This window comes from Sorangium sp. So ce327 (assembly GCF_051530205.1).
Classification (GTDB): domain Bacteria; phylum Myxococcota_A; class Polyangia; order Polyangiales; family Polyangiaceae; genus Sorangium; species Sorangium cellulosum_B.
The window spans coordinates 6,887,527-6,911,925 of the sequence record NZ_CP150330.1 but is presented as its reverse complement, the minus strand read 5'-3'; the positions used below and the strand labels follow the sequence as shown (position 1 = coordinate 6,911,925).

Sequence of the window (24,399 nt, the reverse complement as noted above, 5' to 3'; positions counted from 1 at the left end):
ATCTCCTCTCGTGCGATCGCCACGCTCACGACGTGCGTCGTCTGCTCACGGGTGTCTCCCGGAGCCCATGGGGGCGTGCACAATTCTGTGTGACAACTTGAGGAGGCACGCCGCGGGCGGTGCCGTTCAGGCGAGCATGCCGTCGATGGGCCCGGAGCCCTTGCCCTCGCCGAAGTTCTCCGTCCACTGGGTCTTGTCCCGAACGGCGGCGGCGATGAGGCCGTTGAAGAGCCGGTTGTTCGTGACGCCTCCGGCGTCGATGTAAGCACCCTGCTTCAGGTAGCCGCCGCCGTCCCCGGCGATGATCGTCGGAACGTTCTGGAAGCTGTGCGACGGGCCGTCCGACACGTGGTTCGTCCACATGATGATGGACTTGTCGAACAGGCCGCGCGCCTTGAACTGATCGAGGCCGTGGAGCAGCGTCTGCATGCGGAGCACGTCGATCTCGGCGTGCGCTTGCTCGGCCGTCGGGTTGCTGCCCGAAGAGGCGTCCGATTGCACACGATGGCTGATGTGGTGGAAGGGCCACCCGAGCGTCGCGTTCGACGGCACCGCATACTTCGTCTGATCCGTGCCGTCGCCGTGCTGCAGCGTCGCCACGCGGTTGAAGTTGCAGGCGAACGCCAGCGCCACGAGCTCGAGGTGGAGCTTCGCGACGTCCTCGATCATGCCGTTCGTCTTGAACGCGAAGCCGCTCTTGAGCGCGTCGAGCTCCGACGTCGAGAGGCCCGCCTGGCTGCAGGCCCCGGCGGCCATCTCGCCCATCGTGACCTCGGCGTCGCGGATGGCGTCGAAATGCTGCTGGAGGCGGTGCTTGTCGGCCGAGCTCAGCGCCGACATGCGCATCAGGCTGTTCAGCTCCTCGCGCACGAAGTCGTTCGCGCTCTTGCGGCTCCGGATGAGCTCATCGGCGACCTGCCCGCCGCTGCCACCGCTGCTGCCGCCGCCGCTTTCCGCCAGGCCGACGAGCTTGGAGTAGAGCGTGTACGGGTTGTCGTCCGCAGAACGCACCTGCCCGGAGCCGGCGCCCTTGAACGAGATGCGCTCGGCGATGTAACCGTTCTTGCGGTTGCCGGCGTAGAGCGTGAGCGGCTCGGCGCCGCCCTCGTTCACCAGCTTGGCGACGACCACGTCCGCGGACACGCCGCCCGAGGATGCTGTCTTGCCGCCGCCCTGCGCCGGGCGCGCGGTGAGCGACTGACACAGACCCTGCGCATGGCCGCAGTTGCTGGGCCCATTCATCGGGAAGTTGATCCCGCGGATGAACAGCAGGTTCGGGGCGTGGGGCGCGAGCACGTGCGTCGCCTTGTCCGTCATGGCGGCGAGCCCGTCGGTCGTGAGCTGGCCAGTCTTGTCCGGGAAGAACTTCTTGCCCACCACGCCGCACGCCGCCACGATGTAGAGGCTGAACACGGGCGTGCTGTCCGCGGCCCAGGCGGAGCGCGACGGCAGACCCTCGAGGAAGGGAAGGGCGATGGCGACGCCGCCCGCGCGCAGGAACGCGCGCCGATTCATGCCGCGCCGGTGCGCTGCGTTCGGAGGAGCGAGGTTCATTGCGATCTTGGGGTTCACAGCGTACCTCCCATGCGAGTCCGGAATGCTTCCTTCTTCACGAGCTCGAGCATCATCTCTTTCACCGAGCCGCTGGCGCCGCGGCTCACGTCGGCGAGCGTCTCGACGAGCGGCAAATCCGACGGGACGACGTCGCGCTGGAGCGCGAAGCTCGCGAGCTTCTTGGCGTAGCAGAGGTGAGCCTGCTCGCCCTCCGCCATGTGGTGCATCAGCTCGCCGGCGTCCGCGAACGACTTTTCCCCTTCGGAGAACGTGTAGACACCGCTGCTGTCGATCGGCAGGCCTCCGTTCTCCTCGTCTCGATATTGGCCCATGCCGTCGAAGTGCTCGAAGGCGAAGCCGACGGGGTTGATGAGCTGGTTGTGGCACGCGCCGCCGCAGCCGGAGGTGAGCCGCGTGATGCGTTGACGGTTCGTCTGCCCGGGCTCGAGGGGCGGGACCGGCGGGATGTCGGGGGCCGGCGCGCCGAGCGGCGCGCACAGCACGTCGAGGTTGATGCTGACGCCGCGGTGGATCGAGTCCGACTCATCGTTCAGGGCGTTCAGCGTCAGGTAAGGGAGCTGCGAGAAGAAGCCGACGCGATCGGGACCGAGGTCTCGCTCCACGACGCCGCTCCCGCTCGGCGAAAGGCCGTAGAGGCTCGCCATCCCCGGCCCCACGAAGCCCTTGGTGGACGTGAGGATCTCCTTGACGCCGAGACCCTCGGCGAAGATCTTGTCGAAGAACAGGTACGCGCTCTCCTCGTACTCCGCGTTCAACGATTCTTTGTAGCTCGGCACGCCGAGCTTGCTGATCGTGGCGTAGCGATCGAAGTGGAGCAGCTCGCGATGGAAGTACCGCATGCCCTCGGCCGCGGTGGGCTCCTCCAGCATGGTCTTCGCGACCGCGGCGATCGCCTCCGGCGTCGTGAGCGTGGGCGCCCTGTCGAGCAGCTCGTCGCTCGGCGCGGCGTCGCGCAGCCAGAGCGAGAGCTTGGCCGCGATCTCGTAGCCATCGAGCGGCTTGCGATCCTCGCCGAGCTCCGTCCGGTAGAGGAAGTGCGGCGACTGGAGCATCGTCCGGATCACGAGCTGCGCGCCCTTGGCGAACGTGCTCTTCGCGCCGGACATCGCCGATCCGGCCTCGAAGAGATCCGCGTACCTGGCGGTCTCATCGTCCGTCAACGGACGGCGATACGCGCGGCGCCCCACGGCTTCGATGAAGCCGGCCGCGTCCGTGCCCGGGTAAACATCGGCGAGCGCCTCCTCCGAATCCGTCACCTCGTCGGCGAGCGCCTCCGCCGCCGATTGGTAGTCGCTCCACGAGCGCTGGTTCACGCTCAGCAGGTGCTCGTTGTTCGTGAAGTCCGTCGTGCCGGCGACGGGCTTCTCGAACCCGTCGGACAGCGACGGCGGCGCGGCGAGGTTCAGGACCACCTGCACGCTGCGCGCCCACTGCGAGTTCGTTAGGCGCACGAACCGGTGGTACTTCGGCCCACCCGGCATGTCGATGCCGCGCGCCACCCCGCCGGTGGGTGGGTCGCCGCCGACGTCCGGAGGAGGACCGCCGCCCCCCTCCGGATCCGGATCGCCCAAGGCGCCCGTGCATCCCGCCAGCAGGAGCGCGGTGACGCAGAGCCCCGCGCCCAGCGCCCGCATGCCACGTGGCAAGCCGGTCATTAAAAAAGACGGTGGGGTCATCATAGCCTCCTGACCAAGCTCGGGTGACGAATCAGCTATTCCAGCGCAGTTACAATGCAAACATCAACCAGTGACTGTCTTGTTCATCTGAAAATCGAGAATCCATGCATCGAAGAGATCTCGTTCAGTCCACCGCCTGCGGAGGCCGCGTTCACTCACGGCCCGCGCGGCTCACTTGAGCGACTGGAAGAAGCGCCAGGCTCGCCCGCCCGCGCCGGACGGTACGTTGTGACCGCCGGAGTGCGTGCAGTACACGACCGGCTGGCCCTCCTTGCAGCCCTGGTACTCGACGCACGCGTCGCCGAAGCTCGACCGCATCGTGGTCGCCTGGCAGCCGTTCCGGCCGCGCCAGAAGTCTCGGGTCGCCTGTCCCAGCTGGGGGGACACGGTGGTGTCGGAGTCGCCTTGCGTTTGAATGAGCGCGTGCGCGGCGCTGGCGTCGCTGCACGTGGGCTGGGAGCCGTTGGGGCCCCATCCAGCGACCGGGGCGAGGCCGCGGAACACGGAGGCGCGCTCGCAGCCGAGCGTGTTCGTCATGAAACCACCTTGGCTGAACCCGACCGCGAAGACGCGCTTCGTATCCACGCAGTAGTTCGTCTTGGCATGCTCCACCATGGCATCGAAGAACGCCAGGTCGGCCGTCATGCGCGCCTGATTGGCGTTCGGCGGCGGACCGCCCCAGTTGGAGTCTGCAGTGCCCCACTGCGACTCGGTGCTCGGAGGCCTGGATTGCCCGTTCGCCGGCAAGCCCTGCGGGTAGATGAGCAGCGCCTGGTTGTTGGTCTCCTGGATGAGCTGGAATCCGCTGTTGTCGTGCGCGGCCCACACGTTGTTCATGTTCAGGCCGTGGATACCGAAGACCAGCGGCAGCGGCTTGCTCGGATCGTAGTTCTCCGGCACGTGAATCAGGTAGTAGCGCGTCACCCCACCGATCATCAGCGTCTGCTGCGTGCGAGGGTTGGGGCGCGTCACGGCCTTGCCGCAGCCCATCGAGCCGCCGTTGCCAGGGTCCATCGTTCCGCCGTCGCCGGAGCCCGTCGAGCCGCCGTCGCCGGAGCCCGTCGAGCCGCCGTCGCCGGAGCCCGTCGAGCCGCCGTCGCCGGAGCCCGTCGAACCGCCGTCGCCGGCGCCCGTCGAGCCGCCGTCGCCGGCGCCCGTCGAACCGCCGGCGCCGGCCGAGTTGCCGCCCGTGCCGGCCGAACTGCTCGTGTTCGCGGCCGTGCCCGCGCCGCCGCTGGACGTTCCGCCCGACGTCGCTCCCGAGGTGGAACCGCCGCTCGTGGATGCGCCAGAGGAGCCGCTAGCGCCGGGGTCGACGGGATCCGCCTCCGAGCCGCATGCGGCCAGCCCCGCCGCCAGGCCCACGGTGAAAAGAACGTTCAGTCCGAACACAGATCGACTCATAAGGACACCATCTCGCTCGCTTCTGCTCGCCGGGGGCTCGGGCGATGGCGGGTCGTCCGCCGCGCCCCCCGGCTGGTCGATGCACGCGTCATGCACCGGGCGCCGCCGGGCCAATCATGGCTCTCAGTAGGTCGAGAACAGGCTCCAGAGGAACTTGGGCGCGAACGCGGGCCAGCCATGATTGGTGTTGTTGTAGTTCGGGTCTCCGTGCTGGCACCAGTAGACCGGATAGTCCTCGTCACAGCCCTGAGCCAGGACGCAGTTCGAGCGATCGTCCGTGTACCCATCGACCGGCGTCGTGCTCGCCTCGCAGTGGTTCAGCTTGGTATAGAAGTCGCGCGTCTTCGGGCCGTTGTCCGTTCCGACCACAGAGTCGCGCTTTCCGTGGATGACGACCGCCGTGACCTGCCCGGTACACTTCCGGGTGTCGGCGTTGAGCGGGTACTGCTGTACGTTCTTGGTGGCGCACGGGCCCACAGCGCGCAGCTTGTCCGCGTGCTCGCAGCCGAGGATGCTCGAGAAGTCGCCGCCCGAGCTCTCGCCCGCCGCGAACACGCGAGCCTTGTCGATGCACAAGTTGCCGGTGATCTGATCGTAGAACGGCTGAAAGAAGGAGACGTCGTTCGCCCCCCAGCCGGAGCTGGAGTTGGCCGGGTGCGGGTAGACGCGGATCCAGGCTTCCTTGGGGCCGGTCACCTCGAAGCCCGCGTTCTGCTCTGCCCAGCTGATCGGGTTGCCGGTCGGGTTGAACATGATCATCACCGGATACGGCTTGCTGGCGTCGTAGTTGGTCGGCAGCTTCACGTAGTACTGGTGACCCGATACGGTGAGCGGGCTCTGCGCGCTGCCCGTCTGCGGGTTGGCCTTGCCGCAACCCGTGCTCGGCTCCGGGGGGGCCTTGCCTCCCATCGATCCGCCCTCACCGCCCGCTCCCGGCGAACCGCCGCTTCCGCTCGTGCCTCCCTCACCGCCCGTTCCACCGGCGGTCGCGCCGCCGTTGCCGGTCGTGGTGCCGCCGCTGGTCGTGGCGCCGCCCGTCGTGGTGGTGGTGCTGCTGCTGGTGCTGCCTGAGACGGCGGCCCCGCCCGTCCCGGCGTGAGGGTCGTCGCCTGACGAGCTCGCGCCGTCATCGGCGCCACCTGCGCAAGCCGAGAGAGCGCAAGAGCCGGCCAGCGCCGCGAACAATGTGGCTCGAACGAGTGTAGATTGGTTCGTCATCCGAATACCCAGGCGCGATTTTTCCCTCACCAGCGGCGTTCCACGAGGAGGCGCGTCCGCAGCGTGAGGCCGTTTTCAGTTGATTGAAGGATCCGAGTCCGACGGCCGAGCTGGGATTCAGCGAGAGTTCGCGACTTTGATGTAAACAAGCCGTCTCGCTGGATTTTCGCTCGCCGCGCTTGCGGCAAGGTGTTCATTGTGATCGTTCACAAGATCGATGTCAACTCCTGTCGACGGGACCGCGGAGTTCCTCGAGCCTGAGGGAGGACAGGGCCGGCGTGGCTCCTCCGACGAAGCGGCGCGTCAAGCGGGGCACCGGGCCGCGCGTCACTAGATGGCCTGTACGACGAGGGTGCCAATGGCATCGTAACAGTCGCCCCGCAGCGCAACAGAGGCGTCGGCGGCGGACGTGCTCCGCCACGTCATCTCCGACCGGCCTGTGGGCGCTGTGTCGAGAGAAGGCCGGTCGATTCGAGCGCGGTGGTCGCCGTCGACCCGCACGGCGGTGAGGCGGCCGTGAGCCGCCATCTCCCCGATCGGGGCCATCGGACGGTGGGGCACCTCACCACGTCGCGCAACTGGCTCGAAGCCGACCAGCACACTCGGGATCAAGGAGACCCGCGGGCCGGTCAATTTTGTTTGACGCCCTGAATGTGATCGTTCACCGTGCGCCCTCGGGGGTCCTGCTGCTGACATCGTATTTGCGCAGGCACACGAGCCGCGATGCGCGAATCGGTGGTCCAGTGGAACGGCTCAAGGCATCGCGCCGGGAGCCGACGGACTCTGCGGGCGCCAGCAGCTTGCTCGTGACGCGAGCTTGATTGGTGTCAGTGCATTTTTCTGCGATACGTGAACAAGCCATCGAGTCGCGCGCCACGAGGCCTCGGAGAGCCACGATCGCTCGGCAGCGCGTCCAGAACGGGCTGATCTCGTCCCCGGAGTGAGCATGACGACACGTCGATTCCTTTCGTCACTGGCCTGCATCGGCTGCGCGCTGTCGCTCGCCGCTTGCGGGAGCGATGATGCCGGCAGCGGCGCGACCTCCACCGGCCAAGGTGGGGGCGGCGCCGGCGCGCCGGACGCCGCCTCCACTGGCCCCGGCGGGGGCTCTCCTGGAAGCGCCTCGGCCAGCGCGGGAGGTCAAGCGGGCGCCGGCACGGGCGGCGAAGCGCCCAGCGGCGGGACGACGGCGGCCGGCGGCGAAGGCGGCGCCGCAGGGGTGGGGGGGGCGGGCGGCTCGGACGAATTCGGGCCGGTGACCATCTCGTTCGGGACAACGCTCGATCCGCGCACCCAGGTGCTCGAGGCGCGGGCGCTCGCCGAGTCCGTCGCCGATCCCGGCTCTCCGCAGTGGCGGACCAAAGGGGACCAGCGCAGGACGTATCGCTTTCCAGAAGCGGGCGCCGACGTTCCTTACCGCGTCTGCGTCCCGAATGGCTGGGACGGCTCGTCGAAGCTGCCCCTCGTGATGTTCTTGCACGGCGCAGGGAACGACGAGAGCTCGTACCTGGATCAGAACAACAAGCAGATGGTGAATCTGGCCGACCAGCATGGCGTTCTCCTGGTCTCGCCGCTCGGCTACCAGGGCGCCTACGGCACCTTCCTGCGGCTGCCGGCCGTGTTCGGGCAACCCGAGGAGGCCGAGAAGCTCCTGGCCATGCGTACGCCCGAGCGAGAACGCGCCCAGGAGCTCAGCGAGAAGGACGTCATCAATGTCCTGGAGCTGGTGCTGCACGAGTACCCGATCGATCGCAGCGCGATGTTCCTCACCGGACACTCGATGGGGAGCGGCGGCACCTGGTACATCGGCGCGAAGTACGCCGACTACTGGACGGCTCTTGCGCCCATGTCCGGCCCCTTCGTCCAGGAGTCGGGCTATCCATGGGACCGGCTGCTCGACGTGCCCATCTTCGTGACGGAAGGGACCGGCGCCACGCCTTCCCTGACGGGCAGCCGGGCGCTGCGTGACTGGATGATGGCTGGCGGCTACACGATCACATACAAGGAAGTCGATGCGGACCATGCAGGCATGGTTCCGCTCGTGCTGCCCGACGTCTTCGACTTCTTCGACCGCTAGCTGCCTCCGCGCGCGTCGCGCGCCTTCACGTCGCGCGCCTTCACGTCGCTCAGCGTACGCAACGGCGCTCTCAGCATGCGTGTTGCCGGCGGAAAGTTCCAGTCCTCACGGTCCCTCGGCCATGCCAGCGTCCTCAGCTCGGGCCGGAGGGACCATGTGGGTGGGTCGATTGGGTTTGACATCGATCTTGTGATCGTTCACATTGCTTCGGAGCGGTATCCTCTTGCTTCGTCTTGGGTGGGTCGTCACGCGGACCGAGACCTTCGTCCTTCGATGGATGTCGGCGCCGGCACCGCTCGCTCGGCGGTGCGCGCCGCGGGCGGCGGGTCGGCCCCCCGCAGGCCGTCGGGCCGACCTCTCGAGACCGCGCGCTCTCTCGTGATCATGTTCGTTTGCGAGCTCACGAGTTCCGATTGTGTTTGAATCGTCCAGTGTTGAACGGCTGCGGGTCCCATGCAACAGGCAAGATCGACGCCGCGCTCGATGACGGAGTGAACACAACGGCCTCTGTTGGATGGTCGTCGCGTTGAGAGCCACGCTGAACTGGCCGCCCGGTCGCCAGCGCTTCACCAGGAGAGAGAGACGATGACCCCACCGTCTATTTCGATGATCCTCCTGCCACGCTGGAGGCGCGCGCTGGGCGCGCCGCTCTGCGCTGCGGCGCTCCTGCTCGCGGGGTGCACGGGCTCTCTGGGCGCCCACGACCACGACGAGGGCGACGGCCCCTTGCCGGGCGGCGCGGCGGCGCCGCAGGTCGCCGAGCGCAGCATGTTCCCGCGGCTGAGCCACGCGCAGTGGGAGAACACGGTGCGCGATCTCCTGCGCCTCGACGACAGGCCCGGCCTCTCGGCGTCCTTCACGAGCGATCCGCTCGGCGGGGTGTTCGACAACAACGAAGCCGCGCTCCTGGTGACGCCGGGCCTCTGGAGCGATTACCAGCGCGCCGCCGAGGAGCTCGCGGCGATGGTGACCGCCGACGAGGACAAGCTCGGCCGGCTCGTGCCCGCCGACCTGCCGGTCGAGCCGGAGGCGCGTGCGCAGGCGTTCATCGAGCGGTTCGGCGAGCGGGCGTTCCGGCGCCCGCTCACGGTCGAGGAGCGGGACACGTATGTCGCGCTGTTCCGTCGCGGCGAGGCGCTCTTCGAGGGCGAGGAGCCGTTCGCGGCCGGCGTGCGCGCGGCGCTCGAGGCGTTTCTACAGTCACCCCATTTCGTCTACCGGGTCGAGCGCGGCGCCGGGCCGGCGAAGGGCGGGCTCATCCCGCTGAGCGGCCACGAGATCGCGGCCAAGCTCTCGTACCTCTTCTGGAACTCGATGCCGTCCGACGCGCTCCTCGAGGCGGCGAAGGCGGGCGAGCTCTCTACCCCCGAGGCCGTCCGGGCCTACACCGAGGGGATGCTCGAGGATCCGCGCGCCCGCGAGATCGTCCGCGCGTTCCACCGGCAACTCTACGACTACGAGCAGTACCACGACCTCAACAAGGACCAGGCGCTCTACCCCGAGTTCGTCCCCGAGATGGGCGACGACATGCAGCGCGAGGCGGAGCTCTTCGTGGATCATGTCGTCTTCGAAAGGGAGGGGGGCCTCACCGAGCTGCTCACCTCGCGCACGGCGTTCGTGAACGACCACCTCGCGGCGGTCTACGGCGTCGAGGGCGACTTCTCGGACGAGTTCGCGCAGGTGGAGCTCGACGAGGCCGAGCGCTCGGGGCTGCTCACGCGCCTCGGCTTCCTCGCGGCGAAGGCGACGGCGCGGCAGCCCGACTCGATCCACCGCGGCGTCTTCGTGAACCTCAGGATCCTCTGCGCCGCGCTGCCGCCGCCGCCCGACGACGCGACCTCGCTGCCGCCGGGCGAGCAGGCGACCAACCGCGAGCGCGTCGAGGCGCACACGGGCAAGGGGACGTGCGGCGCGTCGTGCCATGGGGCGCTCATCAACCCCGCCGGGTTCGCCTTCGAGCATTACGACGCGATCGGCAAGTACCGCACGACCGACAACGGGATGCCGGTCAACTCCGCCGACGCCTACACGCTCGGCGGCCAGTCGCGGGAGTACGCGGATGCCATCGAGTTCAGCCGGCTGCTCGCCGAGAGCAGCGAGGCGCACGCGTGCTACGCGGAGCGGTGGATCGAGTTCGCTCACGGCCGCGACGCGGACGTGAAGGACAGGGCGTTCGTCAAGCAGCTCGGCGAGGCGTCGCGCGGCGGCTCCTCGACCAAGGAGCTCCTCCTCGAGATCGTCTCGTCCACTCCGTTCCTCGCTCGAGTCCCCGCGGAGGCGCCATGATCACCCGACGACGTGTGCTTCGAGGCCTGTTCGGCGTCACGGTCGCGCTCCCGTTCCTGGAGACCTTCGCCCCGCGGCGCGCCTCGGCCGGCACGGGCGACGTGCCGCCCTTCGCGATCTTCATGCGCCAGGCGAACGGCGTGGCGCAGGCGGCCGGCGACGAGCCCGACATGTTCTGGCCCAGCGAGACAGGCGCGCTGACCGCCGCGTCGATGGAGCGGGACAGCGACCGCGCGGTCAGCGAGCTCAAGGACTACGCGAGCAAGCTCATCATGCTGCGCGGCGTGGATTTCGCGTTCAAGGCCAATGGGTGCGGCCACTCCGGCGGTGGCAACCAGTGCCTCACGGCCGCGCGCGTGTCGGACCAGCCGGCGGGCAACGAGTCGCTCGCGATGGGCGAGTCGATCGACAACCGCATCGCGACCGAGCTCAACCCGGCGGGCGTCGAGCCGCTGACGCTCTACGCGGGCAGGATGTCCGGCTACATCAACGAGGTGCTCTCGTACCGCGGGCCGAAGCAGCTGCGCGCAGCCGAGCGCAACCCGGCCAACGCGTACAAGAAGCTCTTCGGGCTCGCCGACGTGGACACCGAGGTCCAGCAGTCGCTCGTCGAGCGCCGCACCAGCGTCAACGACCTCGTGCGCGGGGAGATGAAGGCGCTCATGAGCCGGAAGGACATCAGCAAGAGCGATCGCGAGCGGCTGCAGCTCCACTTCGACAGCATCCGCGATCTCGAGGTCGCGCTCGCCTGCAAGCTCCCGGAGATGCAGGTCGCCGAGATGGAGGCGATCTCGCCGAACGTCGGCAAATCCGAGAACATCGAGGCCGTCACGCGGATGCAGATGGATATCATCGCGCTCGCGATGGCGTGCGGCGTCACGCGCGCGGCGACGCTCCAGGTGGGCGACGGCAACGACGGGACCGAGTACACGATCAACGGCGTCCGGCAGAAGAGCTACCACAAGATCTCCCACCGCATCGACAGCGACGGCACCTCGGGCCCGCCGATCGAGGGCGCTCAGGAGCTGCACCACCAGATCGACCGGATCCACGCGCGGCTCTTCAAGCACCTGCTCGACAGGCTCTCGTCGTACGAGCTCGGCTCGGGGACGCTCCTCGATCACGGCGTGGCCGTGTGGCTCAACGACAACGCCGACAAGTACCACGGGTTCCGGAAGGTCCCCTACATCCTCGCCGGCGGCGCCGCGGACTACCTGAAGACCGGCCAGTTCGTCGACGTCAAGATCACCAACAACAAGCTGCTCAACACGATCGGCGCGGCCGTAGGATGCACCAACAGCCAGGGAGGGCCGCTCGACGACTTCGGCGACGAGAGCCTCGAAGGCGGGCTCGTCGACTCGATCATCGCCTGAAGACATCGCCTGAAGAATCAAAGAATCCGGACGTTTCGGAGATCGAGCCGCTGGCTATAGGCTCGCCGCTCAAAGCATCGCCATCTTCAATCGCTCACTTTGCGGAAATCCAACATGAACAAGAACCGTTCTACTCGATGGCTGCGCGGTACGACGTTGATCGCGCTCGGGCTCGCGACTCTCTCTGCGTGCGGCGATGGGGGCGACGGCGGTGGCTCGGGCGGCTCGGGGGGAGCCGACAGCACCACCACGAGCGCCGGCACGACGGGCCCCGGCTCGACCAGCGCCGGCACGACGGGCCCCGGCTCGACCAGCGCCGGCACGACGGGCCCCGGCTCGACCAGCGCCGGCACGACGGGCCCCGGCGCGACCAGCTCCAGCAGCAGCGGCTCGAACGAGGGCGGCGGCGGTTCGGATGCCTCGAGCAGCACGAGCACGTCCGCCGGAGCCGGCGGCTCCGAGCCCACGGGGAAGTTCGTCGGCAACATCACGACGCGCGGCGCCGTGCGCGACGGCTTCGCGAATTACTGGAACCAGATCACGCCCGAGAACGAGGGGAAGTGGGGCGAGGTCGAGAAGAGCCGCGGGAACAAGGACTGGAGCAAGCTCGACAGGATCTACAAGTACGCGCAGGACAACAACATCATCTTCAAGCACCACGTCTTCGTGTGGGGCTCCCAGCAACCCGAATGGATACGGAACCTCCCCGGCAACGAGCAGCAGGCGGCCGTGCGGGACTGGATGAAGTCGTTCTGCGAGCGCTACCCCAAGACGAAGTACATCGACGTGGTCAACGAGCCGCCGCCCCACACCACGCCCTCGTACAAGAACGGCATCGGCGGTGACGGCGCCAGCGGCTGGGACTGGATCGTCAACTCCTTCAAATGGGCCCGCGAGTTCTGCCCGAACGCGGTCCTGATCCTCAATGACTACAACAACATCGAGTATCAGAACGACCACAACAACTTCATGAAGATCGCGCGGGCGGTGATCGCAGCGGGCGCCCCGGTCGACGCCATCGGCGCGCAGGCGCACGACGCGTACAAGATCAACACCAACACGGTCAAGGGCTTCGTCGACCAGCTCGCCTCGCTGGGCAAGCCTGTGTACATCACCGAGTACGACATCGGCGAGGCGAACGACAACAGGCAGAAGCAGATCATGGAGGAGCAGTTCACGATGTACTGGAACCACCCCTCGGTCCAGGGCATCACCCTGTGGGGCTACATCGTCGGCACCACCTGGCGGGACAACACCGGCATCCAGTATGATGACAACAGGATGCGGCCGGCCATGCAATGGCTGATGGACTTCCTGGATCGTCAGTGATTGATGTCACGCTGAAGAACAACGGCTGGGCGGCGCGAGTGCCGCCCGAGCCGGCCAAGGGCAGCGGCGCGCACAGCTGCGCTTCGTATGCGGGCTGCTCTATCGGGCACCCCACGCGCTGGTGTGCGTTGGACGGGGATCACACCCCCTCGCCGAAGGACAACGGCCAGCCGTCGATCCAGGATCCTCGCGAGGTCTGGGATTTCCTTACGCAGCTCTGAGCTGAGGGTCGAGCGGCGGCGCTCGGCGCGCTTCGTCGGAGGGTCGCCGGGCCGGGGAGCTCGAGCGTCGTCTGCCGCCGATGCTCACCTTCCGCGGAAGACGATCACCCCCAGCGCGCCCCGCGGGCTGTCTTCACGGCGAACCACCCGGCGGGATGCGCCGGAGCGCGGCGAGCCGAGCGACCCACGACATGGACAATGCCTGACCGAGTTTCAGGAGAGCAGCAAGGATTCAAGAATGGCGACGAGCACGAACTCCCTCCAACGTGAGCTCCTCGGGGCGGCGTTGTTGCTCTGTGGCGTGACCGCGTTTCCGTCGGTCTCCCTGGCAGACAACCCCGTCGTACAGACCATCTATACACCCGATCCCGCTCCCATGGTCCACGATGACACGGTATACCTCTATACCGGGCATGACGAGGACAGCGCCACGGACTGGTTCACGATGAACGAATGGAGGGTGTACTCCTCCAAGGACATGGTGAACTGGACGGATCACGGGTCGCCGCTGAAATTCAGCGATTTCAGCTGGGCAAAGGGAGACGCGTGGGCAGGCCAGGCCATCCACAGGAACGGGAAGTTCTACTATTACGTTCCTGTCACGAGCCGCTCACTGAACAGGATGACCATCGGCGTGGCCGTGTCGGACAGCCCCACCGGTCCGTTCAAAGACGCCCTGGGAAAGCCGTTGATCACGGCCGATTGCGGAGACATCGATCCGACGCCGTTCATCGACGACGACGGCCAGGCGTATCTGTACTGGGGAAACCCGAGCGTGTGCTACGTGAAGCTGAACCAGGACATGATCTCCTACCAGGGAGACGTCGTGCGCGTGCCCATGACGGCGGAGAGCTTCGGACAGCGCACCGGGAATGACGATGGTCGCCACAAGACCAAGTACGAAGAAGGTCCGTGGCTCTACAAGCGCGATGGGCTGTACTACCTGGTGTACGCGGGGGGCCCTATCTCCGAATACATCGCCTACTCGACGAGCACCAAACCCACCGGCCCGTGGACGTACCGGGGGGTCATCATGCCCACGGAGGGCAGCAGCTTCACCAACCACGCAGGAGTCATCGACTTCAAGGGGAGCTCCTACTTCTTCTATCACAACGGCGCCTTGCCGGGCGGTGGAGGCTATCACCGTTCGGCGGCCGTCGAGCGGTTCACGTTCAACGCCGACGGTACATTCCCGACGATCAAGATGACCAAGGAGGGCCCGCCCGGCGTCGGCAGCCTGAATCCGTATGTCATGACGGAGGCTGAGACCATCGCCTGGGGATCCGGGGTCGAGACCGAGGTATGCGGCGAGGGGGGAATGAATGTCGGGTCGATCGAGAACGGGGACTACATCAAGGTGAAGGGCGTCGATTTTGGCACCGGCGCGGTGTCCTTCGACGCGAGGGTGGCCTCGGCGACCAGCGGCGGCAGCATCGAGCTGCGCCTCGACAGCGCGACGGGCACGCTGGTGGGGACCTGCACGGTTCAGGGGACCGGCGGCTGGCAGACCTGGGCCACCACGTCCTGTGCGGTCGACGGTGCGACAGGGAACCACGATCTGTACCTGAAGTTCACCGGTGGGAGCGGTTTCCTCTTCAATGTCAACTGGTGGCGGTTCACTCCGCTCGACGCCCCGGATCCGACCGGCGCGGGGGGCGCTGGCGCGGGGGGCGCTCCGGACGTGGGTGAAGGGGGAGCGGCGGGCAGCGGCGGGTCGGGCGAGGGTGCGAGCAGCAGCAGCGCAGCGACGACCGGCAGCGGAGCAACGGTGGGCAGCGGAGCGACCGCGGGGAGCGGCACGGGCGGCGCTGGCGGTACCCCCGCTGACGGCGAAAGCGGCGACGAGGGCGGGTGCGCCTTCCGGGTCCAACCGGGGTCCAGCTCCCCCGCGGGCGCGCTCGCCGCCTTGATCGCGCTGGGCGCGGTCGCCGCTCGGCGGCGTCGTGCCGGAGGAGCCGGGCGGAGCGGATCCGCCGCGAATTGACGGTCTGATGCAATCATTGGAGGTTTGATCATGTTCACGAGAGTCCGCGCAGGTCTGATGCTCGCCGCTGCCTCGCTGGCGCTCGCGGTCAGCTCGACCGCGGCAGCGAAGCCGTACAAGGGTGCAGAGATTTACTCGGCCCAGAGCTATCTTCACGGTCGCATGGAGATGCGCATGCGCATGGTGCGCGGGAGCGGCATCCTGTCGACCTTCTTCACCTACAAGAACGGCTCAGAGATGTCCGGCGCGTTCTGGGAGGAGATCGACATCGAGGTCTTCGGGAAGAACAACGCCCGGAGCTGGCAGTCCAACATCATCACCGGGATGGGCACGCGGGTGACGTCGGAGGGGGTGCACGACGCGGGCGTCTCCCTCGCGGACGGCTATCACACCTACACGCTGGAGTGGACGCCGGACTACGTGTCCTGGAGCATCGACGGGCGAGAGATCAAGAGGTCGACGGGGGCGCAGGTGACCGCCCTGAAGAATGCCCAGTCTTTCCGCTTCAACACGTGGTCCTCGGAGGCCACCGAATGGGTCGGACCGTTCGACGATTCCGTCCTCCCGGCGCACCAGTTCGTCAACTGGATCAAGTATTATCGCTACAACAACGGGAACTTCGAGCTCGCGTGGCAGGACGACTTCAACTCCCTGGACAGCGCGCGATGGAGCAAAGCGGACTGGACGTTCGACGGGAACCGCGTGGACTTCGACCCGCAGAACGTGACGGTGAAGGACGGCACGCTTGTGCTGTCGCTGACCCGGGAGGGCCAGACCGGGTTCAACGGGAATGTGCCCCGCGATGAGGACACCGGGTCGGGCGCGGGCGGGGCGACGACCGCGGCCAGCACCTCCGCCACCGGCGCGGGCGGGGCGGAGACGGCGGCCAGCTCCTCTGGCAGCGGCCAGGGCGGGGCGGCGACGGCGGCCAGCTCCTCCGGCAGCGGCGAGGGTGGGGCGGCGACGGTGGCCAGCTCGTCCGGCAACGGCGTGGGCGCGGCAGGGACGGCGGCCAGCTCGTCCGGCAGCGGCGACGCATCGGGCGAGGGAGGTGGGGTCGGCGGAACCACGCCGGACGGGGAGTCCTCCGACGCAGGTGGCGGGTGCGCCGCCGCCGGAGCCAGCTCCACGGCGAGCTCGTGGGCCGCGGCGCTCGCCCTGGGGCTCTCCGCCCTGGCGATGCGGCGGCGCCGGCCCCGCGGCTGACCTGATCAGGATGCTCGAAGGCGCCGCGGGGCGGGGGAGGGTGCCCCCGCCGCCGCGGCCGTGACGAGGGCGGGCGCCGCTAGACCTTCTCCCAGCGCCTGCTCTCGGCGGAACGGAACAGCGCGTCGATGACCCGCATGTTGCCGACCGCGACCTCGATCGAGTTCTCGACCGGGCTGCCCGTGCGGATGGCGCGCGAGAACGCCTCGCTCTGCAGGTGGTACTGGTCGACGACGGGGAACGAGGTGACCTTGGCCGAGCTGCAGTTCAGCGTCGAGCCGTCATCGAGGAAGATCTTGCACGGCTGGTCGGCGGGGGCGTTGAACGGGATCTCGATCTCGATGCGGCCCTTGGTGCCGAGCGCGTTCACGCGCTGGTAGGCCACCGCCTGCGTGCTGCACGTGAACGTCAGGTGCGCGCCGCCGTAATCGAGCAAGCCCGAGGTCAACCGATCGGTGCCGAACTCGGGATCGCGCTCGACGAGCACCATCGCCCGCACGGGCTCGCGTCCGAACAGCAAGCGCGACGTGTTCACGGCGTAACAGCCGATGTCGTAGAGCGCGCCGCCCCCGACCTGTTCCCTGTTGCGGATGTTGGTCGCGTCACGGTTGAAATACGAGAACGCGGCCTGGACGCTGACCAGCTCGCCGATCCGGCCGCTTCGCACCCAGTCCCTGGCCTGCTGCCACTGTGGGTGATAGCGGACCATGAACGCTTCGGCGATCAGCTTGCCCGTCTCGTGCTGGACGTCGGCAAGCGCCGCGGCGTCCTTGGCGCTGAGCGCGATCGGCTTCTCGCACAGGACGTGCTTGCCGGCGCGGGCCGCGCGCGCCGACCACTTCACGTGCAGGTGGTTGGGCAGCGGGATGTAGACGGCCTCGATCTCCGGATCGTCGAGCAGCTCATCGTAGCTTCCGTACGCCTTCGGGATCCCGAGCGACTCCGCGGCGGCGCGCGCCTTGTCCATGTCGCGCGACGCCAGCGCGGCGACCTGGGTCAGGGGCCCCCGCCTCATGCTGGGCAGGCTGACCTTCAATGCGAAGTTGCTTGCGCCGAGGACGCCCCAGCGCACAGGGGTGATGGATTCGCTCGCCTTCGGATCTTGCGCGGATGTGGACATGGACACCTTGCAACGCGCGACGCTGGTGGCTGACGGCGCGCCTGAGAACGCTCGACGTGAATCGACCCGACGGGTCAGGCCAGGCGCTGGAGCGAGAGCGCCCGCCCTGCGCGAGGAGCGGAGAGGGCGAGAGCAGGGCGCGGTGCCTCAGAAGGCGTCGTCACGGCGCTTCGCCTCGTGCTCCGCCTTGTACAGAACCGTTCTGATCCAGCCCCTGTATCGGACAGGCTCTCTGTCCTTTGTCGCCGCAGCTGAAATCCTTCCCTTCGGCGACCGATGCGGGGACGTCCGCCGTCCCGCCAGCGGCCCATGCTGCGCCCGCAAAGCCGCCCGCAAACCCGAAGGCAAAGCCAGTGCCGACGCTCATCATCACGGCACCCACCAGCTTCACGCTCATCCACATCCGATGTCTCCTGATCAGGGAAGGGGCAAGCTCAGCCGCATGATCGCAGCTCCGAGAAGAATTGTGATCGTTCACATGATGAGGGTCAATCAAAAATGACCGGTGCGCGGCCATCCTCCGGCCGCAATCGATGCGTGGCGGCGGCCGGCGACGCGCGGCGGCGGCCGGCCGCGGCGTCCGCGTGAGCTGTCACACGAGCTTGGCTTGTGCGAGATCGTAGGTTCCGGGGAGCCCGGAGGGTGCTCTTGCGCTGTTCCGGCTTGCCCTCGACCAGGACGCGCGCGGCTCTGGAGGACCCCACCAGCGTCGTCCTCCCCCCGGGCTCGAGGGGGCCCTCGTGCCGGTCGATTGGCGTTGACTCCTGGGATGTGATCGTTCACATTGCGCTCAGGGGCCTCCTTTTGCTTTGCCCTCGGCGGCGTATCCTGCGCGCCGAGATCTCGTCTTCTTGATCGGTCCCGGTGCCGATTCGGTTCGCTCGGCCGTCGCTGAAGCGATTGCCGTTTGATGGTGTTTGGTGTCTCGCCAGAGGTGATTCACCAGAGGCCACGACAAGCCTTGCTGATTCGACGGCTGTCGTGAACCCCTAGGTGCTGTTCACTGGAATTTTCTGGGTGTCCGGCGAAGCGGCCGGATGGCGGCTTCGGGTGCGGCGTGACCTATGTTGCGGCGGGCTCTGCTCAGCCTCTCCTCGGACGCAGCAGTGTCATCACACCGGCCGGGTCCGGTATCTGGTGCTCCAGGCTCCATCACGCCGGGCGAAATGGGCTCCGTGATGCGAGCGCCTGCTCTGTGGCATGGTCGCGAGATGTGGGTTCCCGCGCGTCGTCACCCCCCTTGCATTATCGGAGAGCAAGATGAAGAAGCCGTCATGGCACGAGCTCCGTTTCTCGAGAGAAGTCGCCGCCGTTTGCGCGCTCGCGTTCGCGGCCGCGTGCACGGGCGCGCTGGGTGATCCGACGGAGGGCCCTGGGGCATCCTCATCCGGGGGAGATGAGCCGCCGACGGGCTCGGACCCGCCGCAGTTCCAACCCGCGGCCGGGATGCTGCGCCGTCTGACGAGGACGCAGTTCCGCAACGCCGTGCGCGACATGCTGGGCGTCGAGGTCGATATCCATCAGCTCGACGCCGACAGCTGGAACGGGAACTTTGCGGTCATCGGCGCCGCGACCGTCGTGACCTCGGAGCGAGGCGTCGAGCAGTACCACGCGGCCATCGAGGGCGCCGTCGACGCGGTGTTCGCGGATCCCGCGAGGCGAGGCCAGTTCATCGGCTGCGCGCCCAGCGGCGCGGAGAACGACGCTTGCGTGCGCGGCTTCATCGAGGCGCTGGGGCGTCGTGCGTGGCGCCGCCCGCTCGAGGCCGCCGAGGTCGACCGGCTCGCGGCCGTCGCCGCAAACGCCGCGACCCAGCTCGAGAGCGCCGTCGAGGGGGCCCGCTGGGCGACGGTGGCCCTCTTCACGTCTCCGAACTTCCTGTATCGCCCGGAGCTCGGCGCTCCGAGCGCCGACGGCTCGCTTCGCTTGACGGGCTACGAGATGGCGTCCCGGCTCGCGTTCCTTGTGTGGAACAGCCTGCCAGACGAGGAGCTGCTCGACCAGGCCGCGAGCGGGGCGCTCGGAACGGTGGAGGGGATCCGCGCGGCGGCGACGCGGCTGCTCGAGGCGCCTGCCGGGCGCGAGGCGGTCGGCGCCTTCGCCGAGGAGTACATGCGGCTCGATCGGCTCAGCACGCAGGCAAAAGACACGGGGCTCTTTCCGGAGTATAGCCCCGCGCTGCAGGCGGCGATGGTCCGCGACATGCGAGGCACCTGGGAGGTCCTCGCGTTCGACGATCGAACGAGCGCGCTCGACCTGTTCTCGACAACGAAGGTCGTCGTCAACAGCGAGCTCGCCGAGCTCTACGGTATCGACACGGCCGGGCTCGGCTCGGGCGCCTTCGAGGTCCGCTCGTTGCCCGCGGACGGCCCGCGCGTCGGCATCCTCAGCAAAGCGGGCTTCCTCTCGCAGTTCGCGAACCAGAAGGAGGGCTCTCCCACGTTGCGCGGCAAGTTCATGCGTGACGCCCTCATGTGCACGCCCATCCCGCCGCCCCCCGGCGACGTCGCCCTCGAGCTCCCGGAGCCGCCCGCGGACAGGCCCCTGACGAAGCGTCAGCGGCTCGAGATCCACCGGACCGAGCCCGCCTGCGCCGGCTGCCACTCGTACATGGACCCGCTGGGCCTGCCGCTGGAGACCTTCGACGCGATCGGCCGCTTCCGCACGACCGACCACGGTCTGCCGATCGACCCTAGCGGCGAGTTCGACGGGGTGCCGGTCGCCGACGCGCGCGCGCTCGGCGTGACCCTCAGCTCGGACGCATCGGTCGCGGAGTGCCTCGTCCGCAAGTACTACACGTATGCGGCGGGTCACGAGGAGAGAAAGGTGGACAAGCGCGTGCTCAACGCGCTGACCGCTTCGTTCGAAGGGTCGGGGTACAGGCTGCGCGAGCTGGTCCTCGACGTCGTGACCAACGACGCTTTCTCGTCCGTCGCCCCCCAACCCTGATCGCAGGTACCCCCAATGACGAACAAAGCTTTGAGCCGACGAACTGTTCTCCGGGGCATGCTGGCGACGGGCGCCGCCGTCACCATCCCGCTCCCCTTGCTGGAGATCATGCTGAACGAGAGCGGCACGGCGCACGCTCAGACGAAGACGCCGGTGTCGCCGCTCTACGTCACGTGGTTCTTCGGGAACGGCACGCTGCCCGGTCGCTGGAAGCCGACGCGCACGGGCTCCGGTCAGGCCTGGGAGCTCAGCCCGGAGCTCCAGCCGCTCGCGGATCTCAAGTCGTACCTCACGGTGATCAGCGGCCTCGAGAACAAGCTCGTGGTCTCCGGCGTCGAGCACCCCACCGGGTCGGCGGGGGCCACGACGGGCGCGCCGCTCAGCGGGAACGCCGTGCGGGCCCCGTCCATCGATCAGGTCGTCGCGAACGCCATCTCGGAGGGGGCGCCGTACCGCTCCCTCGAGGTGGGATTGACGCCGGCGACGCCGGGCGGCCCTCAGGACTCGTTGCACACGGTCTCGCACAGGGGGCCGAACGCGCGCAACAACCCGGAGTTCGATCCGAAGGCCGTGTTCAATCGATTGTTCATGAGCGGCTTGCCCGAGCCCAGCGACGACGGCGCGGAGCAGGCCAAGAAGCTCGCGAACGTGCGGAAGAGCGTGCTCGACTCCGTCCAGCAGGACGGCGCGAGCCTGAAGCAGCGGCTCGGGGCGGCCGACAGGCATCGTATCGAGGAGCACCTCGAGTCGATCCGGGCCATCGAGCAGCGCCTCGATACCATGTCGTCCGGCGGCGGTGCGACAGCAGCGTGCAAGAGCCCGACGGCGCCCGCCGTTGGCAAGGACTCGCAGAGCGAGGCGCCCCCTGCGGTGAACTCCGCCATGGTCGAGCTCTCGGCGCTCGCGCTCGCCTGCGAGAGGACCCGCGTGCTCTCGTTCATGTTCTCGCTGCCCGCCGCGCACGTCTACTATCGGCACCTGGCGCAGGACATGAACGACGACTTCCACGACACCATCTGCCACGGAGATGCCGGGGATCAATCGAGCCAGCCTCGCGTCGACAAGGGCGTGATCTACACGATGCGCTGCCTGAACGAGTTCTTGACGAAGCTCAAGAACACGCCGCACGGCAGCTCGAACCTGCTCGACAGCTCGCTCGTGTACGTCACGTCCGACACCGCGTGGGGCAAGGTGCACACGAGGACGGAATGGCCGGTGCTCTTCGCCGGGAAAGCCGGAGGGCGGCTGCGCGGCGACGAGCACCGCAACTTCCCCGGCGACAACCTGAGCAAGGCGCTCCTGACGGTCGCCCAGGTCATGGGCGTGAACGTGACGGAGTTCGGTATCGACGCGGGGCGGGTCACGTCGCCGCTCGCGGGCATCCAGGTCTGAGCGCGGCGCCGCCGCGTCTGGAAGAGGCGCTCGGCAGGCGCTCGCCGCCTGCCGGCGCCGCTCCATCGTCCCCGGCTCCAAGACAACCCACCTCGCGAGCGTGCCGGAGGGCTCGCTGGACGTGCCGTTCGTCAAAGGCGAGTGAGGCTCACCGGCACGGGAAGTCGTCGAAGCGGCCGCAAACGGACAGGTCGGTGCGGCCAGCGCCCACGGATAGATCCCACGCGATCGCCGAAGGCGTCCCGACGTAGGGCTCGATCGTGAGCGTGCCGGTGACGAGATCGGGCTGCACGCCCCTGGCGGCCAGCGCCACGCCGTGCGGAGTCTCGACACCGAGCGTGAACGTTCCCGGCTGCCCGTCCCACCTCACGATCCCGAACACGAGCACATCGTCCAAGACGTCGGCCGCGGGCACACAGCCGGAACCCCTCGGCGACATCTCCACGAGGAGCGTCGAGCCGGCGGGCTCGCAATCGATGTGGCTGTAGACCCGATCGGGCGGCACCGTCCAACCGGGTGAGGAGGACGAACTGCTTGTGTCGCTGCCTCCGGCCCCTGGAGCAGACGTTCCGCCGTCGCCGCCGCCGCCGCCGTCGCCGCCGGCGTCGCCGCTCGTGCCATGGCCGTCCTCGCGAACGACGACGGTGCTGTCACAGGCGCTCGCGAAGAGGAGCGCACCCAGGAGGACCACCCGCATCATGCGGTGCCATGTTAGCACGCGCGAAGGATCCCAGCGAGGGTCGCCTCGCAGGCTATGGGGTGAAGGCGGCGAATTTCTCGGGACTCCGACGTGAACAGTGTTCTACAGCGGTTTCCGCCACCTCAGCACCATGGCGATCAGAGCGGCGGTCTCCCGCACAGGAGACGGGCCCAGATCGGCGTTTTCGGCGCGCAAGCGCACTCCTGTGCGCTGAGCACCGAAAACGTCGAGGTGGGCCCGTATCCGAAGCGGGTGCCCGCCGCTCTAGCGGACCGCCTTCAGCAGGCCGAGGCGGTACGGGAGCTGCGAGTATTCGCCGCCCGAGCTCGGGTTGCGTCCTTGATACAGGAACTGCAGATTGCAGGTGTCGATCGTCGCGGTCTCGTCGTTGCCATCGCGCACCAGCTCGCCATGGCTCACGTCGTCGCTCCAGTCAGCCACGCCTGACGCGTAAGTGACGTTGTTTTGACCTGCGAAGGGCGCGTTCCAGGTATGCGCGAGCGGGGTCCACGCGCCGTCGAGGCGATCCGCGGTGAACGAGCGATAGAACCTGGCGCCCGTCGGGCCGATGGCCTCGATCAGCGTCAGATACTTGTTCATGCCCTTGATCTTGTACGTGGAGCTCCCCTCGAACAGATTGTTGCGATTCGAGTCCTGAAGGGCGATCGAGACCGGGCCGAACCCGTTCGGGAAGTTCTGCACAGTGGTCTGGCTGCGGTACATCCGGCCGTCGTCGCCGGTGAAGAAGAGGTAACAGTTGGCGCTGTCGCAGATCACCCAGTAATCGATGGGCAGGCTGGGCATGCCGGCGGGCGTGGACGCGAAGAAGTTCTGGGGCCTGGTCCAGGTGTCCGGGCGGCTCGGGTCGCTGGTCGTGGAGAACTGCGGCGGCTGCGATTGATAGATGAGGTACCACTTGTTCTGAGGCCTGAAGAAGAACATCTGCGGCGCGCACCGATAGCCGCTGAAGCCAGGCGTGCGATCCATGTAGTAATGCGATGCGGACGCGGCCTGGGACCAGTCGGTGAAGTTCAGGTACGTCATCTGCCAGTTGCCGGCGGTGTTCGCCGTGGTGGCGTAGATGTGCCAGCGATCGTTGAAGAAGGAGACCGTCGGATCCTTGATGGACACGATGTTGTGAGTCGCGTCGGACTTCGGGCTCACCAGCGCGCTGCTCGACTGCCAGCGGAAGGTGGTGGGCAAGCCACAACCTTCGCCGCCCCCGCTGCCGCCGGCGCCCCCGCTGCCGCCTGTGCCGCCGGTGCCGCCGGTGCCCCCGCTGCCGCCGGTGCCGCCGGTGCCGCCGGTGCCGGTGCCCGAGCTCACGGGGGTGATCCGGAATTGCTGGTTGGTGCCGCCGTTCGATGCCCATTGAATCACGGCGGTGCCGTCCGCGGTGCCGCGGGCGTAGACGTCCAGGGACTTGCCGCTGTTGCGTGCGGTGAGGCGCACGACGCCGCTGGCGACGTCCGTGAAGGACCACTGCTGGTTCTCCCCGCTCCAGCAGGAGTATTGCTGGATGCGGGCGCCGTCGCTGGTGGAGGCGCCGGCGACGTCCATGCAACGGTTGCTGTTGACGTTGCGGATGCGGTAGTAGCCGCCGCCCGCCGATTCCATGCGGAACTGTTGCCGCGTCGAGCCGTTGCAGCTGGCGATCTGCATGGCCGCCGCGTCAGCGGTGCTGCCTCCAGCCACCTCGACGCACTTTCCGCTCTGGACACCGGTGATCGTGTAGGTCGCCGCGGTGTCGATGGTGACGCTCTCGGCGAGCTCGTCGAGCTCGGGGCCGTCTTCATCGAGCTGCTCGGCGGAGACGCACGCGGCCGTGGCGGCCAGCGTCGCGAGCAGCGCCCATCGTCTGAATCGGATTCTCATCATGATCCCCTCTG

18 protein-coding genes are annotated in these 24,399 nt (G+C 68.0%); 10 read left to right on the top strand and 8 right to left on the bottom strand.

Going from position 1 to position 24,399, the window contains the following annotated elements; translation table 11 throughout:
* Nucleotides 1-126: 126 nt before the first annotated feature.
* The 4 genes from WME95_RS25785 to WME95_RS25770 form a co-directional block, all read right to left on the bottom strand.
* Entirely contained in the window at nucleotides 127-1,572 is a 1,446-nt protein-coding gene (locus WME95_RS25785; RefSeq protein WP_437902063.1) for a DUF1552 domain-containing protein, read from the bottom strand.
* Nucleotides 1,569-3,230 (bottom strand): DUF1592 domain-containing protein, encoded by a 1,662-nt coding sequence (locus WME95_RS25780; RefSeq protein WP_437902062.1) that lies wholly within the window; start codon nucleotides 3,228-3,230, stop codon nucleotides 1,569-1,571. The genes WME95_RS25785 and WME95_RS25780 overlap by 4 nt, the downstream gene beginning before the upstream one ends.
* A gap of 192 nt (nucleotides 3,231-3,422) precedes the next feature.
* Entirely contained in the window at nucleotides 3,423-4,643 is a 1,221-nt protein-coding gene (locus WME95_RS25775) for an alpha/beta hydrolase family esterase (RefSeq protein ID WP_437902061.1), read from the bottom strand.
* 135 nt (nucleotides 4,644-4,778) lie between these two features.
* Nucleotides 4,779-5,564 carry an alpha/beta hydrolase family esterase gene (locus WME95_RS25770; RefSeq protein WP_437902060.1) on the bottom strand — a complete coding sequence of 262 codons (786 nt, stop codon included), beginning with the start codon at nucleotides 5,562-5,564 and terminating at the stop codon, nucleotides 4,779-4,781.
* A 46-nt stretch (nucleotides 5,565-5,610) separates the two neighbouring features.
* On the opposite strand from WME95_RS25770, the gene WME95_RS25765 reads away from it, so the two are divergent.
* The 8 genes from WME95_RS25765 to WME95_RS25730 all read left to right on the top strand — a co-directional run bounded on the left by WME95_RS25765 (nucleotide 5,611) and on the right by WME95_RS25730 (nucleotide 16,349).
* The gene (locus WME95_RS25765) at nucleotides 5,611-5,754 is read left to right on the top strand and encodes a hypothetical protein (RefSeq protein WP_437540660.1); all 144 of its coding nucleotides are present in this window, start codon (nucleotides 5,611-5,613) and stop codon (nucleotides 5,752-5,754) included.
* 1,065 nt (nucleotides 5,755-6,819) lie between these two features.
* Nucleotides 6,820-7,950 (top strand): hypothetical protein, encoded by a 1,131-nt coding sequence (locus tag WME95_RS25760; RefSeq protein WP_437902059.1) that lies wholly within the window; start codon nucleotides 6,820-6,822, stop codon nucleotides 7,948-7,950.
* A gap of 585 nt (nucleotides 7,951-8,535) precedes the next feature.
* Nucleotides 8,536-10,236 carry a DUF1592 domain-containing protein gene (locus tag WME95_RS25755; RefSeq protein WP_437540656.1) on the top strand — a complete coding sequence of 567 codons (1,701 nt, stop codon included), beginning with the start codon at nucleotides 8,536-8,538 and terminating at the stop codon, nucleotides 10,234-10,236.
* The gene (locus WME95_RS25750) at nucleotides 10,233-11,609 is read left to right on the top strand and encodes a DUF1552 domain-containing protein (RefSeq protein ID WP_437902058.1); all 1,377 of its coding nucleotides are present in this window, start codon (nucleotides 10,233-10,235) and stop codon (nucleotides 11,607-11,609) included. The genes WME95_RS25755 and WME95_RS25750 overlap by 4 nt, the downstream gene beginning before the upstream one ends.
* A gap of 114 nt (nucleotides 11,610-11,723) precedes the next feature.
* Entirely contained in the window at nucleotides 11,724-12,938 is a 1,215-nt protein-coding gene (locus WME95_RS25745) for an endo-1,4-beta-xylanase (protein ID WP_437902057.1), read from the top strand.
* On the top strand, nucleotides 12,935-13,159 hold the full coding sequence (locus tag WME95_RS25740; RefSeq protein WP_437902056.1) for a hypothetical protein: 225 nt from the start codon (nucleotides 12,935-12,937) through the stop codon (nucleotides 13,157-13,159). Before WME95_RS25745 ends, WME95_RS25740 begins: the two co-directional genes overlap by 4 nt.
* 238 nt (nucleotides 13,160-13,397) lie before the next feature.
* Nucleotides 13,398-15,143, top strand: a complete 1,746-nt coding sequence (locus tag WME95_RS25735; protein ID WP_437902055.1) for a glycoside hydrolase family 43 protein — start codon at nucleotides 13,398-13,400, stop codon at nucleotides 15,141-15,143.
* A gap of 30 nt (nucleotides 15,144-15,173) precedes the next feature.
* Complete coding sequence (locus WME95_RS25730; RefSeq protein ID WP_437902054.1) at nucleotides 15,174-16,349, top strand: family 16 glycosylhydrolase; 1,176 nt, start codon at nucleotides 15,174-15,176, stop codon at nucleotides 16,347-16,349.
* A 79-nt stretch (nucleotides 16,350-16,428) separates the two neighbouring features.
* Here the strand turns inward: WME95_RS25730 and WME95_RS25725 are convergent, their stop codons facing one another.
* Both WME95_RS25725 and WME95_RS25720 read right to left on the bottom strand, forming a co-directional pair.
* Nucleotides 16,429-17,469, bottom strand: coding sequence for a Gfo/Idh/MocA family protein (locus tag WME95_RS25725; protein ID WP_437902053.1), 1,041 nt, complete (start codon nucleotides 17,467-17,469; stop codon nucleotides 16,429-16,431).
* A 160-nt stretch (nucleotides 17,470-17,629) separates the two neighbouring features.
* The gene (locus tag WME95_RS25720) at nucleotides 17,630-17,866 is read right to left on the bottom strand and encodes a hypothetical protein (protein ID WP_437902052.1); all 237 of its coding nucleotides are present in this window, start codon (nucleotides 17,864-17,866) and stop codon (nucleotides 17,630-17,632) included.
* A gap of 863 nt (nucleotides 17,867-18,729) precedes the next feature.
* Here WME95_RS25720 and WME95_RS25715 point away from each other — a divergent pair.
* Together WME95_RS25715 and WME95_RS25710 are read left to right on the top strand one after the other, a co-directional pair.
* Entirely contained in the window at nucleotides 18,730-20,418 is a 1,689-nt protein-coding gene (locus tag WME95_RS25715) for a DUF1592 domain-containing protein (protein WP_437902051.1), read from the top strand.
* Between the two features lie 30 nt (nucleotides 20,419-20,448).
* On the top strand, nucleotides 20,449-21,810 hold the full coding sequence (locus WME95_RS25710) for a DUF1552 domain-containing protein (RefSeq protein ID WP_437902050.1): 1,362 nt from the start codon (nucleotides 20,449-20,451) through the stop codon (nucleotides 21,808-21,810).
* Nucleotides 21,811-21,958: 148 nt separating this feature from the next.
* Here WME95_RS25710 and WME95_RS25705 read toward each other — a convergent pair whose 3' ends face one another.
* Both WME95_RS25705 and WME95_RS25700 read right to left on the bottom strand, forming a co-directional pair.
* On the bottom strand, nucleotides 21,959-22,510 hold the full coding sequence (locus tag WME95_RS25705) for a hypothetical protein (protein WP_437902049.1): 552 nt from the start codon (nucleotides 22,508-22,510) through the stop codon (nucleotides 21,959-21,961).
* Between the two features lie 264 nt (nucleotides 22,511-22,774).
* Complete coding sequence (locus WME95_RS25700) at nucleotides 22,775-24,388, bottom strand: non-reducing end alpha-L-arabinofuranosidase family hydrolase (RefSeq protein ID WP_437902048.1); 1,614 nt, start codon at nucleotides 24,386-24,388, stop codon at nucleotides 22,775-22,777.
* Nucleotides 24,389-24,399: the final 11 nt, after the last annotated feature.

Excerpts from the sequence above, each read along its gene's own strand:
- WME95_RS25770 (WP_437902060.1), bottom strand. The coding sequence starts at position 5,564 with ATGGGAGGCAAGGCCCCCCCGGAGCCGAGCACGGGTTGCGGCAAGGCC.
- WME95_RS25705 (WP_437902049.1), bottom strand. The coding sequence starts at position 22,510 with ATGATGCGGGTGGTCCTCCTGGGTGCGCTCCTCTTCGCGAGCGCCTGT.
- WME95_RS25700 (WP_437902048.1), bottom strand. The coding sequence starts at position 24,388 with ATGATGAGAATCCGATTCAGACGATGGGCGCTGCTCGCGACGCTGGCC.
- WME95_RS25780 (WP_437902062.1), bottom strand. The coding sequence starts at position 3,230 with ATGACCGGCTTGCCACGTGGCATGCGGGCGCTGGGCGCGGGGCTCTGC.
- WME95_RS25745 (WP_437902057.1), top strand. The coding sequence starts at position 11,724 with ATGAACAAGAACCGTTCTACTCGATGGCTGCGCGGTACGACGTTGATC.
- WME95_RS25715 (WP_437902051.1), top strand. The coding sequence starts at position 18,730 with ATGAAGAAGCCGTCATGGCACGAGCTCCGTTTCTCGAGAGAAGTCGCC.
- WME95_RS25735 (WP_437902055.1), top strand. The coding sequence starts at position 13,398 with ATGGCGACGAGCACGAACTCCCTCCAACGTGAGCTCCTCGGGGCGGCG.
- WME95_RS25725 (WP_437902053.1), bottom strand. The coding sequence starts at position 17,469 with ATGTCCACATCCGCGCAAGATCCGAAGGCGAGCGAATCCATCACCCCT.
- WME95_RS25755 (WP_437540656.1), top strand. The coding sequence starts at position 8,536 with ATGACCCCACCGTCTATTTCGATGATCCTCCTGCCACGCTGGAGGCGC.
- WME95_RS25730 (WP_437902054.1), top strand. The coding sequence starts at position 15,174 with ATGTTCACGAGAGTCCGCGCAGGTCTGATGCTCGCCGCTGCCTCGCTG.
- WME95_RS25760 (WP_437902059.1), top strand. The coding sequence starts at position 6,820 with ATGACGACACGTCGATTCCTTTCGTCACTGGCCTGCATCGGCTGCGCG.
- WME95_RS25750 (WP_437902058.1), top strand. The coding sequence starts at position 10,233 with ATGATCACCCGACGACGTGTGCTTCGAGGCCTGTTCGGCGTCACGGTC.
- WME95_RS25720 (WP_437902052.1), bottom strand. The coding sequence starts at position 17,866 with ATGAGCGTGAAGCTGGTGGGTGCCGTGATGATGAGCGTCGGCACTGGC.